Consider the following 17464-nt stretch of genomic DNA (forward strand, 5'->3'; position numbering starts at 1 on the left):
CATTTCTTGATTTCGCGGCGGCCCGCCAGAGTGCAGGTATAGTTCCGAAAGGCAGGCTCGGTCCGCTTGCCGCCAGCCTAAGAGGATGTCGAAGCATGGTCCGCAATGGCGGTCGCCTTCTTGTGGAGTGCCTGATTGCGCTGGGCGCGACCAAGAGCTTCGGCGTTCCAGGCGAAAGCTATCTCGCCGTTCTCGACGCGCTGCACGACACGCGCGGCAAGCTGGACTATGTGCTCTGCCGCAACGAAGGCGGCGCGGCCTTCATGGCTTCCGCCTACGGCAAGCTGACGGGCACGCCGGGCATCTGCTTCGTCACCCGCGGCCCGGGTGTCACCAATGCCAGCATCGGCGTCCATACCGCCATGCAGGACAGCTCGCCGATGATCCTGTTTGTCGGCCAGGTCGGCACCGACATGAAGGGGCGCGAGGCCTTCCAGGAGATCGACTACCGGGCGGTGTACGGAACCGTCGCCAAATGGGCGGTCGAGATCGACGACGTCGAGCGCCTTCCCGAGATCGTTGCGCGGGCCTGGACCACGGCCTTGACCGGGCGGCCCGGCCCCGTCGTGGTCGCGCTGCCGGAAGACATGCTGACCACCGCGACCGAGGCCGTGCCGCTCAGCGGGCCGGCAGCGATTTTCGAGCCCGCGCCGACACAGGAGGCGACTGCTGCCGCGCTCAAGATGTTGGCCGCGGCCGAGAGGCCGGTCCTGCTCATGGGCGGCGCTAACTGGACCGCGGACGGACGCGCCGCGCTCCAGGCCTTCGCCGAAGCCTCCGACATCCCGGTCGTCGCGGCCTTCCGCTATCAGGACCAGTTCGACAACCACTCGCCGGTCTTCGTCGGTGAGGCCGGCGTCGGCATGGTGCCGCATGTGAAGAACCTGATCCGCGACGCGGACGTGATCCTTGCCGTCAATGTCCGCTTCGGCGAGATGACGACCGACGGCTACACGCTACTGGAAGTCCCCGTACCGCGGCAGAAGCTGATCCATGTCCACGGTTCCGACCGCGAGATCGGCAAGATCTACGTGCCGGCGATCGGCATCCATGCCGGCCCGAACGCCTTCGCGAAGGCACTCACCCCAATCAAAGGCGCCTGGGCCGACTGGCGCGCTGCGGCGCGCAAGGCTTACGGAGACACATTCGCCGCGCCCGTCCAGCCCGGCCCGGTCGATATGGTCGCGGTGAGCGCCTGGTTGCGCGAGACTTTGCCTGCTGACGTCATCCTCACCAACGGCGCCGGCAATTTCACCGTGTGGCCGAACAAGTTCTTCAGGTTCGGGCCTAAGGCGCGTCTGCTTGCCCCGCAATCGGGCGCCATGGGCTATGGCCTGCCGGCCGCGATCGCCGCGAAGGTGGCATATCCGGAGCGCACGGTCGTCTGCTTCGCCGGCGACGGCGACTTCCAGATGAACTGCCAGGAACTGGGCACGGCAATGCAGGCCGGCGCGCAGCCGATCGTGCTGATCATCAACAACGGCATCTACGGCACAATCCGCGCGCATCAGGAGCGCAACTATCCAGCCCGCGTCTCCGGAACCTCGCTCGAGAACCCTGACTTCGTCGCGCTGGCAAAGGCCTATGGCTTCCACGCCGAGCGGGTCGAGTCCACCAGAGATTTCGCCGCGGCGTTCGAGCGGGCGCTGAAGTCTGCAACGGGCGCGGTGCTCGACATCGCCATCTCGCCCGAAGCGCTCACGCCCCGGCAGACCCTCTCCCAGATGCGCGACGCCGCGCTCGCTTCCCAGAAGGCCAAGGCATGACTTCCAGAACTGACGACATCCGTCTCGGCGCGGACATCGGCGGCACCTTCACCGACATCGCCCTGGATGTCAGAGGGACGATGTTCTCGACCAAGGTCCTGACCAATTATTCGGCGCCCGAGCAGGCGATCCTTGACGGCATCRCCATCGTCACCCGCGATGGCGGAATTGCGCCGGCCGAAATCGGCATCATCATCCACGGCACGACGCTCGCGACCAACGCGCTGATCGAGCGCCGGGGCGCGAAGACCGCACTCGTCACGACGGAAGGGTTCCGCGACGTGATCGAGATGCGGACGGAAAACCGCTTCGAGCAATATGACCTTAACTTGCAGCTGCCGACGCCGCTGATCCCGCGCGAGGACCGCTTCACGATCAAGGGTCGCATCGGCGCGGAAGGCCAGGAACTGCAGCCGCTCGACGAAGCTGCCCTGGAAGAGATCGCCGAACGCATCGCGGCCGGTGGCTTCGGCTCGGTGGCGATCGGCTTCATCCACGCCTACGCCAATCCGGACCACGAACGCCGGGCGCGCGAGATCCTCTCGCGCAAGCTCGACATCCCGATTTCGATCAGCGCCGAAGTCTCGCCGCAGATGCGCGAGTTCGAGCGCTTCAATACGGTCTGCGCCAACGCCTATGTGCGGCCGCAGATGGCCGACTACCTCGCCCGCCTGCAGACGCGCCTGAAGGACATGGGCGCCGAATGCCCCGTCTTCATGATCCATTCCGGCGGCGGGCTGATCTCGGTGGAAACTGCTTCGGAATTCCCTGTGCGGCTGGTCGAGTCCGGACCCGCGGGCGGCGCCATCTTCGCCGCCGACATTGCTAGGCGCTTCGGCCTGGAAAAGGTCGTTTCCTATGATATGGGCGGAACCACCGCCAAGATCTGCCTGATCGAGGACTACGCGCCGCGCACGGCGAGAACTTTCGAAGTGGCGCGAACCTATCGGTTCTGCAAAGGCTCCGGCATGCCGATCTCTATTCCCGTCATCGAGATGATCGAGATCGGCGCCGGCGGCGGCTCCATCGCCTGGGTCGACGCCATGGGCCGCATCCAGACCGGGCCGGAAAGCGCCGGATCCGAGCCGGGCCCGGCCTGTTACGGCCGCGGCGGCAAACGTCCGGCGATCACCGACGCCGATTTGGTACTTGGCAAGCTCGATCCACACAATTTCGCCGGCGGCGCGATCAGGCTCGACACGGCTGCATCCGAACAGGCCATCATGCGCGATGTCGGCGAGCGCCTGTCGCTCGATGCAATGTCGACCGCCTTCGGTATTTGCGAGGTGGTGGACGAGAACATGGCGAACGCCGCCCGCGTCCATGCCGTCGAGAACGGCAAGAACATCTCCGACAATCTGATGATCGCTTTTGGCGGCGCCGCGCCGCTGCACGCGGCAAGGCTGTGCGAGAAGCTCGGCATCGACCAGTGCATCGTGCCGCGCGGCGCCGGCGTCGGCTCGGCGATCGGCTTCCTCAAGGCCCCCTTCGGCTACGAGGCGCTGGCCTCGAGGCTCACCCGCCTGTCGCGGTTCAAGCCGGCCGAAGTCAACGCGTTGCTTGCGGACCTCAAGGCCTCCGCCGAAGGCTTTGTGCGCACCGGCGCCAGCGGCCAAATCGTCTGTGAGATCACCGCCTTCATGCGCTACGCCGGCCAGGGCTGGGAAATTCCGGTGCCGGTCGCCGACGAGCCGTTCGGCGGCGATGCGGTCACCAAGCTCAAGGAGCTTTTCGAGACCAGCTACCAGCGCTTCTTCGGCCGCGCCATCGACGGGCTCGACGGGTTGGAGATCGAGATCGTCACCTGGTCGGTCAAGGCGACGGACGTTCGGCCTGCCGTCACAAGGCACGAGCTCATCGCCGGCAAGAAGACCAGCGAGCCGACAACGACCCGCGAGGTGTTCGATCCGGTCAGCGGCGCGCCGCGCAGCTACGGTATCGTCGAGCGCGATACGCTCTGCGCCGGCGATCGCGTGGCGGGCCCGGCCGTCATCGTCGAGCGCGAAACCTCGACCGTCGTCACCACCAGCTTCGATGCCGTCATCCAGAGCGACGGCGCAATCCTCCTGATCCGCAAAGGCAGCCAGGCATGAGCGATATTGGCGAAATCCGCATGCAGGTCATGTGGAACCGGTTGATCTCGGTGGTCGAGGAGCAGGCGCTTACTCTGCTGCGCACCGCCTTCTCGACTTCGGTTCGCGAGTCCGGCGACCTGTCGGCCGGCGTGTTCGATCCGCGCGGCCAGATGCTGGCACAGGCGGTCACCGGCACGCCGGGCCACGTCAACACCATGGCCGAGGCCGTGCTGCATTTCATGAACGAGATCCCGCGCGATCAAATGTTCGAGGGCGACACCTACGTCACCAACGACCCCTGGCAGGGCACGGGCCATCTGCACGACATCACTATGGTGTCGCCGTCCTTCCTGAACGGGGAATTGGTGGCCTTCTTCGCCTGCACCGCGCATGTCGTCGATGTCGGCGGGCGCGGCTTCGGCGCCGACGGCAAGTCGGTCTACGAGGAAGGCATTCAGCTCCCGATCATGAAGTTCGCGGAAAAGGRCAGGGTCAATCTCGATCTGGTCAGGATCCTGCGCGCCAATGTCCGCGAGCCCAACCAGGTTGTCGGCGATTTCTATTCGCTCGCCGCCTGCAACGAGGTCGGCCACCGACGTCTCGTCGACATGATGAAGGAGATCGGCCTGACCTCGCTCGACGGGCTCGGCGAGTTCATCTTCTCGCGCACCCGCGACGCCATGCTCGAACGCATCGAGGCGCTGCCGAAGGGAAGCTGGTCGAACGAGTTGGTGACCGACGGTTACGACGAGCCGGTCAAGCTCGCGGCCACGGTTTCGGTCCGTGACGATCATGTCGAGGTCGACTTCACCGGCACCGATCCGATGAGCCGCTGGGGCATCAATTGCCCGATCATCTACAGCAAGGCCTATGCGTGCTACGCGCTGAAATGCATGGTGGCGCCGGACATCCCCAACAATGCCGCCTCTCTCGCCTTCTTCACCGTGTCCTCGCCCGTCAATATCCTCAATGCCGTGCGGCCGGCGCCGGTGGCGCTGAGGCACATCTTCGGCCACATGGTTCCCGATCTGGTGCTGGGCGCATTCGCCAAGGCGCTGCCCGGCAGGATCCTTGCTGAAGGTGCCGGCGCGCTGTGGAACATCCACATCTCGGCACGGCCGGTCGCCGGCAGCGCCGGCCGCCGCGCTGAAGTGCTGATGTTCAACTCCGGCGGTATGGGCGCGCGCCCCGAGCTCGACGGATTGTCGGCGACGGCCTTCCCGTCTGGCGTGCACACGATGCCGATCGAGGCGACGGAGCACACCGGCCCGATCGTCATCTGGCGCAAGGAGCTGCGCCCGAACTCCGGCGGCGACGGCGAGTTCCGCGGCGGCCTCGGGCAGATCATCGAGATCGCTGCGACCGAGGGCCACGAATTTGACTTCTCGGCCATGTTCGACCGCGTGAATCACCCGCCGCGCGGGCGCAATGGCGGCAAGCCCGGCGTCGCCGGTGTGGTGAGGCTCGATGACGGCACGAAGATGCGCCCGAAGGGCTGGCAGCATGTGCCGGCAGGGCGCCGGCTGATCCTCGAACTGCCGGGCGGCGGCGGCTATGGCGATCCGGCCAGGCGCAGCGCCGATGCCAAGGCCAACGACCGATCCAAAGGATACGTTTCGGAGAACGACCGATGAGCTATGTTTCCTCGCGCCTGTCTGTGGTGAAGCCATCGGCTTCGATGGCGGCTTCCCAAGCCGYCAAGGCGCTGCGCGCCAAGGGTGTTGACGTGATCGATCTCGGACTGGGCGAGCCCGATTTCCCGACTCCCCTCCACATCATCGATGCCGCCCATTTCGCGGCCAAGGCTGGCCAGACGCTCTACACAGCCGCCGCCGGCACAGCCGAAGTGCGCGAGGCGATAGCCGGCAAGTTCCGTCGCGAGAACGGGCTGGACTACACGGGCGACGATATCGTCGTTGCGAATGGCGCCAAGCAGATCATCTTCAACGCGCTGATGGCGACGCTGGAGACCGGCGACGAGGCGATCCTGCCGGCGCCGTACTTCGTCTCCTATCCCGAGATGGTGAAGCTGCTGGGCGGCACGCCGGTCATCGTCGAGTGTCMGGAGACAACCGGCTTCCGGTTGACACCGGCCTTGCTGGAAAAGGCGATCACGCCAAGAACGAAATGGCTCTTCCTCAACATGCCCGGCAATCCGTCCGGCGCGGTGTATTCAGAATCCGATCTCAAGGCGCTGGGCGCGGTGCTGGCCAAGCACCCGCATGTGCTTGTCCTCTCGGACGAGATCTACGAGCACATCCTGTTCGACGGGCGCGAATTCGTGTCCTTCGGCAAGGCCTGCCCTGAGCTCAAGGACCGCACGCTGATCGTCAACGGCGTCTCGAAATCCTATGCGATGACCGGCTGGCGCGTCGGCTATGCGGCAGGACCCGCGCCGCTCGTCAAGGCGATGTCGACGATCCAGAGCCAGTCCTGCACCTCCGTCTGTTCAGTCGCACAAGCCGCGACGGTTGCCGCGCTCAATGGCCCGCAGGACGAGGTCGCACGCTTCCGTCAGGCCTTCGAGGCGCGTCGCAACCTCGTCGTTGACGGAATCAGGCGGATCAACGGCCTCACGCTCTCGCCGCCGGAGGGTGCCTTCTACGCCTATATTGGCTGCGCCAGCCTGATCGGCCGCAAGACGCCCAAGGGCGTGGTGCTCGAAGACGATACCGCGGTGGCAAACTATCTTCTCAACGAAGGCCGCGTGGCGTCGGTACCGGGCGTCGCCTATGGACTGTCACCTTATTTCCGCATCTCGACCGCGACCCGCGAAGAAGTATTGACCGAGGCGATTTCGCGGATCCATGCCGCCGTCGCGCAAGTGGAGTAAACGATGCCGCACTACGAACGTATCCTGATCACTGGCGCCGCCGGCCGGCTCGGCTCGCAGTTGAGAAAGGGGCTGGCGCCGCTTGCGGCCAAGATCCGGCTGGCYGGCCGCCAACCCTTCGACGACCTCGCGTCGCACGAGGAAGAGGCGGTCTTCGATCTTTCCGACATGGAAGCGACCATCGCGGCCACCAAGGACTGCGATGCTATCGTGCATTTCGGCGGTGCCTCGCTGGAAAGCCCCTGGCAGACCATCCTCGATTCCAGCATCCGCGGCTCCTACCACATCTACGAGGGCGCCCGGAAACACGGCGCGAAGCGCGTGATCTATGCGTCGTCGGTGCACGCCATCGGTTATCATGAGGTCGAGGCTCATATCGGCGTCGACGCGCCGGTGCGCCCCGACAGCCTGTACGGCGTTTCGAAGAATTTCGTTGAAAGCCTCAGCCGRCTCTATTGGGACAAGTTCGGCATTGAGACGGTGTGCCTGCGCATCTTCTCGTCCTTCCCCGAGCCGACCGACCGGCGCATGTTGTGGTCCTATCTCTCATTCGCCGATTGCGTGCGCCTGGTCGAGGCGTCGCTGACCGCGCCGCGGGTCGGCCATACGATCTCCTTCGGCATTTCCAACAACACGCTGAAGATGGTCGACAACAGCGGCGCGGATCATCTCGGCTTCATCCCGCAGGACAGCGCCGAGCCATTCCGCGCCGCCGTCGAGGCGAAGACGCCTGTTCCAGACCCGAAAAGGCCGTCGGTGAAATATCTCGGCGGCTGGTTCTGCGAGCTTGGGCACCCTGACGACAAGTCGGCGTGACGATCGGACCTCCGAAAGGCTGATCCGTTGCAATACTTGGAAGCAGCGACCGTTCAAACTCACCCAACAAGTCACATGCGCGGATCGGTCCGATTTGGGCGCAAGGCCAGATGGCGCAGCGGTCCCGCTACCTTGTAGATTTTTCTTTTGGTTTCAAGCTTTGAGAGCGGCGTCCGTCGGCATCCCGACTGCCCTTCCAAAAGTACCGTTATCAGGTTTCGGGCTATCGGCGGAAATTTCTTTTAATTTTCAGCGCTTTAATCTGAAAAAGCACCGTCATCAGCTCCCTAGAACGTGACGGTACTGTCAAAAACTCATCGTATGGCTGAGGTCCGGCAGGCAGTCCGGCAAAACCGAACGATGCACGCCGATAGCCAGCGAAAGCTCTCGACAAAAACTGTTTTTAATTTCAGCGACTTAGATCGAACTCAGGCGTAAATTCGACGGCGTTCGGATAGACGTGAATCATTCCCACTCGATCATCAATCCGAACATCATCTCATTGATTTCTTTGATAAACTTTAACCAACTAGCACAAGAATACCGTCAGCAATACCGTCAGATTGCTACACTGTTGAAAAGCCTGCAACAATGTAGCCGCCGTGGCGGCATGCACGCCTTTGACTCTATCGTTTCCTAGCAACGAGAGCCGACCTTGCGACGCGCTTTCATCCGCTGCTGCCTAGCTCTAAGTGATCAGCACAGATCTAGCTCGCCGGTACGTTGCACGTTGCTGGATTGAGGGCTATGAGCGTATAGATTTGTGACCCTGGAGCCTGACATGTCCGAAGAAGCCGGCAATAATCTGATCGAACTTACCGCAGATRTCGTTTCCGCTTACGTCCAAAAGAATCCAGTCCCCGTATCTGGACTGCCGGATTTGATCGCCAGCGTTAATTCGGCATTGTCTAATATTGGGCAAACAGCTCCAGAAGAAGCACCCGCGCAGAAGCCAGCAGTCAATCCTAAAAGATCGGTGTTCCCGGACTATATCATCAGTCTTGAAGACGGTCAGAAAYACAAGTCGCTTAAGCGCCATCTTGCAACCCGACACGGGATGACGCCCGACGAATACCGCGCGAAGTGGGRATTGGCGAAGGACTATCCCATGGTCGCTCCGAACTACGCGGCCACCCGATCAGCGCTGGCGAAATCGTTAGGTTTGGGAAGAAAGTCTGCTCCTGCCAAAAAACCTGCTGCGAAACGCAAGGCGAAAGCCTGAGGGGTGGACAACCGGAGGTCTTGGCGTGCCAGGGAATCAGCGTGATCGTGACAGCGCCGATTGAGCAAATCGTGGCAGTCTATCGCTTTGGGATTTTGCRGACCCGGATGAGGCGGCCAAAGCAGCTCTCGATGTCTATGGGCCGGACGCGACGACTGCCGCAGCTCACTGCGCATTGACGGCCCATTTTGATGGGCGCGACCGCGACTATCGCTTTTGGTTTGCGGTTTTCTCGGAACTCAAACGCGCGTCTCCGGTGAATCACTCCGCGAGAGGCCATTAGAGCGGCTCGATATTGGCGTGGTTATCTTCAGCAGAGTTCCGAGCGCTGCAATCGTCAGCGGTTTCTTTAGACGGACGAGCCCGAGTACCCCGCTCTATGTGTCGTCCAATCTTGCAGCTGATTGCCGTCGCGGCTTTTCCGATGCGCCGACGCCCGGCAGGCCTTCCTTTCTGGCCTTGGCAAATCCTCGGTCACTTTCGAGGAACTCCGACAGYATGAATGGGATGAGCTCAGCCACGGTTTCGGACTCGCCATACGCCTGCCGGTAAAGCACAGCATAGTCGTTAAGTGCTTGGCTTAACTCGGCRCTGACCGTGATGGTGATCTTCGACGGTGTCCGGTCCGGAAGTTTTCCTAGTTTCAGGTTTACCATGAGCCCTCCTTTTCAGCCCGTGTAGGGCCRCAGCACGATGTCCTTGTGTACGATCACGCGCAGCGGCCAACCGGGGCGCACGGTGATGGTGGGCTGGATGTTTAGATTCTTTTCKGTGATGCGCTGGCCCGCTTGACTTACGTTCTGCTGCGTGGATTCTCGGATCGCCTTGACAAGGTCGCTCTCATTTTCCCCAAAGCTCAATTCGGTGCMGACGCCCAGCAACGTTGCTAGAGCCACGCCCTTGATCAGCTGCCAGGTGTGGAAATCCACCTTGTCCTCCAGCCCAGCATAGCCGGCAGTGTCTGTCGCTGGCAGATTGTCTATTTCGATCGAGGAGCCGTCGGGAAGGATTATTCGCTGCCAGACCAGCAAAGCACGCTTCTGGCCAAAGGCAACGACGCTGTCRTAGGTGCCGATCAGGCGCGAGCCCTGTGGAATGAGCAGGATGCTGCCTGTGACAGTGTCGTGCACATTCTCTGTGACCTGGGCCACGACGAKGCCAGGCAAATCCGAATTGATGCCTGTGATGAGGCTGGCGGCGATCACGCTGCCGGCCATCAGCTGATAGGGTGATGCGGGCGTCTGCAGCACATGCGGATTGTAGATCCCGCCCGTACTCCGTTGGCTGACGAAATCGAGTTTGCGCTGCTGATTGTTCTGGTCGCCTTCGGCTGGTGCAACGGAAGCTGATGTGCCGGCGGCACYGGCTTGCGGAAGCGCCTCATATGGCTGCTGGGCACCCTGCCCRCCGGCCGTTGCATCTGTCTGCTTCGGTCGATTGTCGATCCGGAACATCACTTGCGACTCGCGCGCCGAAATTGCCTGCTGGGCAAGCCGCTGCTCCTCGGCGGACGYCTCCTGCCCTGGCGCGATGCCGAGCTGGCGTTGCCGCTCAAGTATGGGCCGGCCGAGGTCGCCCGGCAGTGGTGGCCCAAGCACGGGCGCCTTTGGCTTGATCGCGGAATAGTCCTTGGGCAGGCTATCGAGCCCTTCAGCTGTCGGCTTGCGCTCGGTATTGTACCGGTCTTCCGCCAGACCTTTGATGCGCCATGCCGGCCCCTGAAGTGCCATCATGGTGACGCCGAATATTGCACCAGATCCAACCGCCGCGATCGCGATARTCACGCCGCGCCTGAATCGGACGGCGCGTCGCGGCGATGCTCGCAACTGCAGCTGCTCGGGATCAACCTTCGGGGCAGCGGTGGAATGGGACGTATCAGTCATGGGGCGCTCCCCTCACCTGCCGAGCCGGGAAAAAGAGAGATAGTCGCGCCGGTTGCCGGCCGTCAGTCCGGGTGATGCGCACCACCTGCTGCTGCTTGGCGCCCAGCCGCAGTTCGGYGGCTGCAAAGAGGCGATCGACGATGTAGTACTTGCCGCGCATGCGGTAGTTGACGAGCTGATTGCTGCCGTCGGCTCCGACGATGAAGAGCGGCGGCGCCTCGCCCTGGTCAATACGGCTTGGGAATTCGATATAGACCTTGCTGCCGTCATCGAAGGCACGGGTCGGCCTCCAGGGCGGTGTGTCGCCTGAGATGGCATAGCGAAAGCGAATATTTTCGAGTGCCACATTCGACGCCACCGGCGTGACAGCCTCGGCTTGGGCGTTTCTCTGCCGGAGCGCGATGATCTGGTCCTCGCTATAGGTCCATGAGATGGCCGCCATAGCGGTCTTCTCAGTGCTTTGTAGCTGGAGGTGATACGTCCGCCGTTCGGTGGTGATCACCAAATTGGTGCTAAGCCCCGGCGCGAAAGGCTTTACCAGCACATGCGTACGCTGATTGTCTCCGGTGCCGCTCACGGTGTCGCCAATGACCCAACGCACCGTATCGCCCGCGGACACTGACGTCAGCTTTTCGCCGGGTTGCAGGGCGATATCGGTGACGCGCTCGGGTGCTGCGTAGAGCTGATAAAGGGCGYCATCGGCAAAGGGATAGACCTGGACCGCATTCACATAGCCGTATTTGGTGGGCTGCTGTGTCGCCGCCTTGTTGGCCTCGGCGACACGTTCTTCCGGGGTGCGCTTGTCCTCGACGACCTTGCCTGGGTCAGGCTGCAGTTGGCCGGGCAAAGGCAGCGGCTTTGGCACCTCGACGATCTTGACCGGCTTCTCCGGCGGCTTCTCGATTGCCGCTGCTTTGAAATCATCCGTGTCATAAGAAATCTCCGGCGGCGGCACCGGCTTCGATGCGCAGGCGGAAAGGACAGCTGCCGACGCTGACAGGATCAGCACGGCACGGAACGATGGGGCTCTATTTGTCATTGACGGGCTCCTTCGTGGAAACGGATGCAGGGGCTGCGCTGTCGAGCTCACGCGACCAGTCGATGGCGTTGATGAAGACGCCGAGCGGGTTGCTGCGCAGCTGCTCGGTATTGCTTGGCGGGCGGATCACGATGGTGAGGATCGYCGTCCAGCGCGTCGTTCTGGCTAGGCTGCCGCGCTCAAAAACCTGCTCGGTCCATTTGACCTGGAACGAGCTTTCGGAAGCTCTGACCACGCTGGTCACCTGCACCGACACGCTGCGCGTGCCGATCTGACCGAAGGGATCGCTCGCCTTGGCATACTCGTTGAGGAAGAGCGCCGCACGATCGGTGGCAAAGTCGTAGGCCRCCAGCCAGTTCTGCCGTACCAGCACTGGGTCGGTTGATATGGAACGGACATTTTGGATGAAGCGGCCGAGATGCCAGGCGATCTGGGCATCGGAAGGTTGATAGTCCTGGATTGCCGGCGCAACGGCGCGCGCCTCGCCGAAGCGATCGACCTCGACGACGTAAGGCACGACACGACTCTGCATCGACTGCCAAACGAGGCCGCCGGACAGGCCGGTTGCCAAAACGAGACAGCCAAGCGCCATCAGCCGCCAATTCCGGGCCTGCACTCGCGCTGCGCCGATGCGCTCATCCCAGAGCTGGGCGGCCTTCTGATACGGCGTGACCGGCTCGGGCGTCTTGCCGTAGCGTTGAACGGGTCGCTTGAAGAGCATCTAGTCGTCCTTGTCGTTGAGAGAGGGATTGGCGCTGCCGCCCGGCCTGTCACCGTCGCGGACGGCCTGTATGGCGGCGTGGCGATGCGCGCGGGCGCTCTGCTCGGAACGCATGCGTCTCGCCCAATTGGGCGCGGTATTAGGTGCAGAACCGGCTGGACCTCCGGTCATCGACGCGGTCGGCGCACCGCCAGTCGCGGTCCACGCGGCTTCGCGCCCGGCATTGACGCTGGGCTCAAAGCTTCCCGCTGCAGATCGTGCTGCTCGCATCACGGCGCCGCTGGCGGCGCTGGTCGCGCCGCTGATTCCAGCAGCCACACCGGACAGGCCAGAGTCGGGCGACGTTGCACGTCCCAACTGCCAGGCCGAGGAAGCGGCCGAACCCATGGCGGTGCCGGCTCGGACGGCGGCAAGCCCGCCGCTGGTTGCCATGCGCGCGCCGGCAAAGGCGGCTCCCCCGGCAACGAGCGTCGATCCGGCAGCGGCTGCCGTGGTGCCCAGTGCTGCGCCCGCACCAAGTTGTGGCGCGCCGGAGACAAGACCCGAGGCGATCCCAGGACCAAAAATGCCGAGCCCAAGCAGCGCCAGCGCGCCCAGCACCTGCGACATGGCGGCCGCCAGGTCAGGCTCCTTGCCCTGGAGCGCCGAAGCGAACTCGCCAAAGAGCGTGGAGCCGATACCGACAATGACGGYGAGCACCATCACCTTGATGCCGGACGAGATGACATTGCCGAGCACGCGCTCGGCCAGGAACGCCGACCGATTCCAGAGCGCGAAGGGCACCAGAACGAATCCGGCCAGCGTGGTGAGCTTAAACTCGAGGATGGTGATGAAGAGTTGGATCGAGAGAATGAAGAAGGCGATGATGACCAGGAACCAAGCCACAAGCAGCACGAAGATGGTGAGCGCGTTGCCGAAGATTTCCGGAAAGCCAAGAAGCTGGCTCGCTTGATCGAGAAGCGGCCAGGCGCCCTGGAAACCGGTGGCGGCGATACGGCCTGGATGGAGCAGATTGTCGGCGGATAGATTGCCGGAGGATGCGTGAATGYCGAGGCCGGCAAAGGACCGATAGATGATGTCGGCGAGGTTCTTGAAGTTGTTCAGGATGAAGGCGAAGACGCCGACATAGAGCACCTTGCGGATGAGGCGGCCGAGAATGTTGGGCTCGCCGCCGAACGCCCAGGCAAGGCCTGCCAGCGTGATGTCGATGCCAATTAGAGTCGTAGTAAGGAAGGCGACGTCGCCGGCCAGCAGACCGAACCCGCTATCGATATAGCGGATAAAAGTCTCCATGAAGCGATCGATGACCCCAAGGTCGTTCATGCCGCCGCCTTCCYCAGGTTGAAGTGCTAGTGATCAGTTGCCCGAATAGGCGGTACCGGTGCCCAGGAAGCGTTTTGTCGTCTGTCGAGCAGCTTCCTCGGACTGGGCCTTGCGGGCGGCATCCTCGGCCTCGGCGCGGAACTGCGTCGCAAGCAGCGTCTGGATTTGCATCTGCTGCTTGGTCGAAAGTGCGATCAGCTGGTTGGTGGCTTGGCTTGCCTCAAGCGCACCGGCAGCCCTTTGGCTGCGGTTGACGAGATGGGCAAGCAGGTCGCCGTCACCGCGAACATTCTCGACGATCTGCGACTRCACACCCATGGTCTGGCGGAACGCCTGCATGGCGCTCTGCCAACGCTCGCGTGCGGCGGTRGCCACATCGCTCGCTTTGATCGTGGCATCGTAGCTTTCCGGATATTGCTGTCGCCACTGATCCTGAAGCTTGTCGAGATCAAAGCTCAGGCCGCTCGCCTGATCCATCAAACCGTCGACCCGTTGCAGCGAACCGGTAAGCTGGCCGACGGAAGAGAAATCCAGGTTCTGAAGGTTCCGCGCCATGTTCTGCAGCATGGTCGCCTGGTTCTGCAGCGACTGGATCTGGTTGTTGATCTGCTCCAATGYGCGCGCCGCCGAGAGCATATTCTGCGTATAGTTCGACGGATCGAACACAATGAGGGCATAGGCCGGCTGAACATAATCGGCCAACGGCTTGGCGATCAGGGAAAGCGTGATCAGGCTGGAAAGAAAACGGCGCCGCATCATGACGATTACTCCATGTCTGGTTGAGGGAATTGCTTGAGAAGCTCGGCGGCCCAACCGAGGCCGCGCGCACTGAGAAATCGAAAGGCAAAACTCTCCTGCCCGCCTTCGGACAGGACGCTGTCGATGAGAGCCTGGGTGGCTGGATCGGAGGCACCGCAAAGCGCAAGCGTGATCGGGCCAAGGCCGAGCTCGAACAGACGGTTGCCGCGCCGCGACTGCAGGTAGTACYGCCGCTTTGGCGTAGCGCGGGCGACCAGTTGGATCTGGCGTTCGTTGAGACCGAACTGCTCGTAAGCGGCTCGCGCCTGCGGTTCCACGGCACGATCGTTGGGGAGAAATATCCGTTGTGGGCAGCTCTCGATGATTGCCGGCGCGATCGCCGAGCTCGCGATGWCGGCAAGCGACTGYGTGGCGAAGATGACCGWCACATTCTTCTTGCGCAGCACCTTCAGCCATTCGCGGATGCGCGCGGCGAAGAGCGGATTATCGAGATAGACCCAAGCCTCATCAAGCATGAGCAGCGTTGGCCGTCCGTCGAAGCGCTCTTCAAGACGATGGAAGAGATAGGTGAGCACCGGCAGCACAGCGCCTTGRCTGTGCATCAGCTCCTCGGTCTCAAAACACTGGACATCCGATAGGACCAGCCGGTCATTATCGGCATCAAGCAACCGACCGAAGGGTCCTTCGAGCGTGTAGGGCATCACGGCAGACTTCAGCGCATTGGACTGAAGCAGGACCGACAGACCCGTGAGCGTGCGCTCCTGCGCCGGCGCGGTGGCAAGACTGCCAAGTGCAGACCAGATTKCCTCCTTCACCTCAGGCGTGACAGTGGCGTTCTCATGGGCAATGAGGCTGGCTATCCATTCCGCCGCCCAGCTGCGCGTGACCGGATCGTGTATGTTTCGCAGCGGCTGGAAGGCAAGCGCGCCGTCCGCCCCTAAGGCGTGGTGTTCTCCACCCATGGCGAGCGTTGCGGCACGAGCGGAATTGCCTTTGTCGAAGACATAGACCTGGGCGCCGCCATAGCGTCGGAACTGCAGAGCGATCATAGCAAGCAGCACCGACTTGCCGGCGCCTGTCGGACCGACGATCAGCATGTGGCCGACATCGTCGACATGAGTGGCAAGCCGGAACGGCGTCGACCCGCTGGTCTCGGCGAAGAGGAGCGGTGGGGCCTCGGTCTGGGTGATCTTGGCGAGATGCTCGTTTGCCGCCGGGCCGGCCCACACCGACGATAGCGGCATGAGGTGCGCAAGGTTCAGCGTGTGAACGAGCGGCTGGCGAATATTGGCATAGACATGACCGGGCAACGAGCCGAGCCAGGCCTCGACCGCATTGACGCTTTCGCGGATGGTGGTGAAGCCAAGCCCATTCGCGATGCGCTCGACCGCGCGGAGTTTTTCGGCGGCGGCTTGATGATCTTTGTCCGACACCGTCACGGTCGTGGTGAGATAACCGAAGCCGACGTGATCGCCACCCAAGGCCTGAAGGGCTTCGTCGGCATCGAGCGCCTTGTTGTCGGCATCGCCGTCGACCAGCGGCACCGGCTCGTTGGTCACAACCTCGCGCAGGATAGCAACGATCGACTTGCGCTTGGCAAACCACTGCCGCCGCAGTCGTGTCAGCGTCTTGGTCGCTTCCGATTTGTCGAGCGGAATGAAGCGCGTCATCCAGCGATAGGCGAAATCCTGATGGTTGAGCGCGTCGAGAATTCCGGGTCGGGTGAGGTTGGGAAAACCGAGAATGGTGAGGGTTCGCAGATGCTGGTCGCCCAGCATCGGCTCCAAACCGCCGGTGAGCGGCGCATCGACGAGAATGCCGTCGAGATAAATCGGCGTTTCCGGCACCGCGACCGGATGTCGGCGAGYCGAGATCGTGCCGTGCAGGTAGGTCAGGGTCTCGGCATCATCGAGGACGCGTACTTCGGGCATGAAGCCGGACAGAAGATCCAGAACGCGGTTGGTCTCATCACGAAACCGCGCCAATTCCTGGCGCCAGTCTCTTTCGCCTTCTGAATGGTGCGAGTCGACGAGCGCGCTTTCCGCACGAGCCTGGCTGTCCGGAGGCGGCATGAACAACAATGTCAGATGATAGCGGCTTTCAAAATGTGCGACCTTGCCCTCGAAAGCCGCGCGTCGCTCTTGATCGACAAGCCATGAGGTCGCGTCGGGAAAACGCGAGGCTGGATAGCCCAGCGCTTCGATGCGTTCGGCCTCGAAGAACAAAGCCCAGCCGGAGCCAAGGCGTCTCAGCGCATTGTTCGCCCGGGCGCAAATGCCGACGAGTTCGGCTCCCGTCACGCTTTCGAGATCGGGCCCACGGAACCGCAGCGTTCGCTGAAAGCTGCCGTCCTTGTTGAGCACGATGCCGGGCGCGACCAAAGCGGCCCAAGGCAGATGGTCGGCAAGCCGGTCGGCCTTGCTGCGATATTCCGAAAGGTTCAGCATGCCAGCCACGCCCTCAACCGAAGGTGGCGGACAAGCACGCTGGCAAAGTCTGGATCGCGGCGGGCAGCGAAGACCGCGAGCGTGTGACCAGCAAGCCAGAGCACCAATCCGGCAATCCACTGCTGCAAGCCAAGGCCTATCGCCGCAGCGACGGTGCCGTTGAGGATCGCCACCGCGCGCGGCGCGCCGCCCAGCAGGATCGGCTCGGTCAGCGCCCGGTGGACCGGCACCTCGAAACCTTCGATATGCTGTTCTCCGGTGGCCATCAGACGAGCGCCCCACCACCGAAGGAGAAGAAGGAGAGGAAGAAGCTCGATGCCGCGAAGGCAATCGACAGGCCGAACACGATCTGGATCAACCTGCGGAATCCGCCTGCTGTGTCACCGAAGGCAAGGGTCAGACCTGTGGTGATGATGATGATCACCGCGACGATCTTGGCGACCGGCCCCTGCACCGACTCCAGGATCTGCTGCAGCGGCTGTTCCCAAGGCATGCCGGAACCCGCGGCGTAAGCCTGGGCCGTGATAAGGAACGCGAGCGCGGCGGACGAAAGAAAGYGAAGCTTCTTGCGCATGAAGTG

The 17464-nt window shown here is 62.7% G+C and carries 15 protein-coding genes; 6 read left to right on the forward strand and 9 right to left on the reverse strand.

From position 1 onward, the window contains the following. Nucleotides 1-95: 95 nt before the first annotated feature. The 6 genes from ORS3428_RS17275 to ORS3428_RS31575 all read left to right on the forward strand — a co-directional run bounded on the left by ORS3428_RS17275 (nucleotide 96) and on the right by ORS3428_RS31575 (nucleotide 8712). Nucleotides 96-1766, forward strand: coding sequence for a thiamine pyrophosphate-binding protein (locus tag ORS3428_RS17275; protein WP_071099517.1), 1671 nt, complete (start codon nucleotides 96-98; stop codon nucleotides 1764-1766). Next, nucleotides 1763-3859: a hydantoinase/oxoprolinase family protein gene (locus ORS3428_RS17280; protein ID WP_071099518.1), complete on the forward strand. Its 2097-nt coding sequence runs from the start codon at nucleotides 1763-1765 to the stop codon at nucleotides 3857-3859. Before ORS3428_RS17275 ends, ORS3428_RS17280 begins: the two co-directional genes overlap by 4 nt. Then, a complete protein-coding gene (locus ORS3428_RS17285) occupies nucleotides 3856-5475 on the forward strand; it encodes a hydantoinase B/oxoprolinase family protein (RefSeq protein WP_071099519.1) in 1620 nt (539 codons plus the stop codon). The genes ORS3428_RS17280 and ORS3428_RS17285 overlap by 4 nt, the downstream gene beginning before the upstream one ends. Continuing rightward, nucleotides 5472-6674, forward strand: a complete 1203-nt coding sequence (locus tag ORS3428_RS17290; protein ID WP_071099520.1) for a pyridoxal phosphate-dependent aminotransferase — start codon at nucleotides 5472-5474, stop codon at nucleotides 6672-6674. Before ORS3428_RS17285 ends, ORS3428_RS17290 begins: the two co-directional genes overlap by 4 nt. 3 nt (nucleotides 6675-6677) lie before the next feature. Further along, nucleotides 6678-7490 carry an NAD-dependent epimerase/dehydratase family protein gene (locus ORS3428_RS17295; protein WP_071099521.1) on the forward strand — a complete coding sequence of 271 codons (813 nt, stop codon included), beginning with the start codon at nucleotides 6678-6680 and terminating at the stop codon, nucleotides 7488-7490. A gap of 781 nt (nucleotides 7491-8271) precedes the next feature. After that, nucleotides 8272-8712 (forward strand): MucR family transcriptional regulator, encoded by a 441-nt coding sequence (locus tag ORS3428_RS31575; protein ID WP_083355173.1) that lies wholly within the window; start codon nucleotides 8272-8274, stop codon nucleotides 8710-8712. A 377-nt stretch (nucleotides 8713-9089) separates the two neighbouring features. Here the strand turns inward: ORS3428_RS31575 and ORS3428_RS17300 are convergent, their stop codons facing one another. From ORS3428_RS17300 to ORS3428_RS17340, 9 genes are read right to left on the reverse strand one after another with little or no spacing between them, the layout of a single operon-like run. Next, nucleotides 9090-9368 (reverse strand): DUF2274 domain-containing protein, encoded by a 279-nt coding sequence (locus ORS3428_RS17300; RefSeq protein ID WP_071099522.1) that lies wholly within the window; start codon nucleotides 9366-9368, stop codon nucleotides 9090-9092. Between the two features lie 12 nt (nucleotides 9369-9380). After that, nucleotides 9381-10595, reverse strand: coding sequence for a TrbI/VirB10 family protein (locus tag ORS3428_RS17305; RefSeq protein ID WP_071099523.1), 1215 nt, complete (start codon nucleotides 10593-10595; stop codon nucleotides 9381-9383). Further along, entirely contained in the window at nucleotides 10588-11634 is a 1047-nt protein-coding gene (trbG, locus tag ORS3428_RS17310) for a P-type conjugative transfer protein TrbG (protein WP_071099524.1), read from the reverse strand. The genes ORS3428_RS17305 and trbG overlap by 8 nt, the downstream gene beginning before the upstream one ends. Next, nucleotides 11624-12355: a conjugal transfer protein TrbF gene (gene trbF / locus ORS3428_RS17315; protein WP_071099525.1), complete on the reverse strand. Its 732-nt coding sequence runs from the start codon at nucleotides 12353-12355 to the stop codon at nucleotides 11624-11626. Before trbF ends, trbG begins: the two co-directional genes overlap by 11 nt. Next, nucleotides 12356-13678, reverse strand: coding sequence for a P-type conjugative transfer protein TrbL (gene trbL / locus ORS3428_RS17320; RefSeq protein ID WP_071099526.1), 1323 nt, complete (start codon nucleotides 13676-13678; stop codon nucleotides 12356-12358). Nucleotides 13679-13711: 33 nt separating this feature from the next. Further along, nucleotides 13712-14437 carry a P-type conjugative transfer protein TrbJ gene (gene trbJ / locus ORS3428_RS17325; RefSeq protein ID WP_071099527.1) on the reverse strand — a complete coding sequence of 242 codons (726 nt, stop codon included), beginning with the start codon at nucleotides 14435-14437 and terminating at the stop codon, nucleotides 13712-13714. Nucleotides 14438-14442: 5 nt separating this feature from the next. After that, nucleotides 14443-16884, reverse strand: coding sequence for a conjugal transfer protein TrbE (gene trbE / locus ORS3428_RS17330; RefSeq protein ID WP_071099528.1), 2442 nt, complete (start codon nucleotides 16882-16884; stop codon nucleotides 14443-14445). Next, nucleotides 16878-17150, reverse strand: a complete 273-nt coding sequence (locus ORS3428_RS17335) for a VirB3 family type IV secretion system protein (protein ID WP_071099529.1) — start codon at nucleotides 17148-17150, stop codon at nucleotides 16878-16880. The genes trbE and ORS3428_RS17335 overlap by 7 nt, the downstream gene beginning before the upstream one ends. Continuing rightward, nucleotides 17150-17458 carry a TrbC/VirB2 family protein gene (locus ORS3428_RS17340; RefSeq protein WP_071099530.1) on the reverse strand — a complete coding sequence of 103 codons (309 nt, stop codon included), beginning with the start codon at nucleotides 17456-17458 and terminating at the stop codon, nucleotides 17150-17152. Before ORS3428_RS17340 ends, ORS3428_RS17335 begins: the two co-directional genes overlap by 1 nt. Nucleotides 17459-17464: the final 6 nt, after the last annotated feature.

Origin of the sequence: Mesorhizobium sp. ORS 3428 (genome assembly GCF_001854785.1) — a bacterium.
Lineage (GTDB): Bacteria > Pseudomonadota > Alphaproteobacteria > Rhizobiales > Rhizobiaceae > Mesorhizobium.

What these genes read in the sequence shown, in the direction of transcription:
- ORS3428_RS17275 (WP_071099517.1), top strand. Translation starts at nt 96, where the DNA reads ATGGTCCGCAATGGCGGTCGCCTTCTTGTGGAGTGCCTGATTGCGCTG.
- ORS3428_RS17335 (WP_071099529.1), bottom strand. Translation starts at nt 17,150, where the DNA reads ATGGCCACCGGAGAACAGCATATCGAAGGTTTCGAGGTGCCGGTCCAC.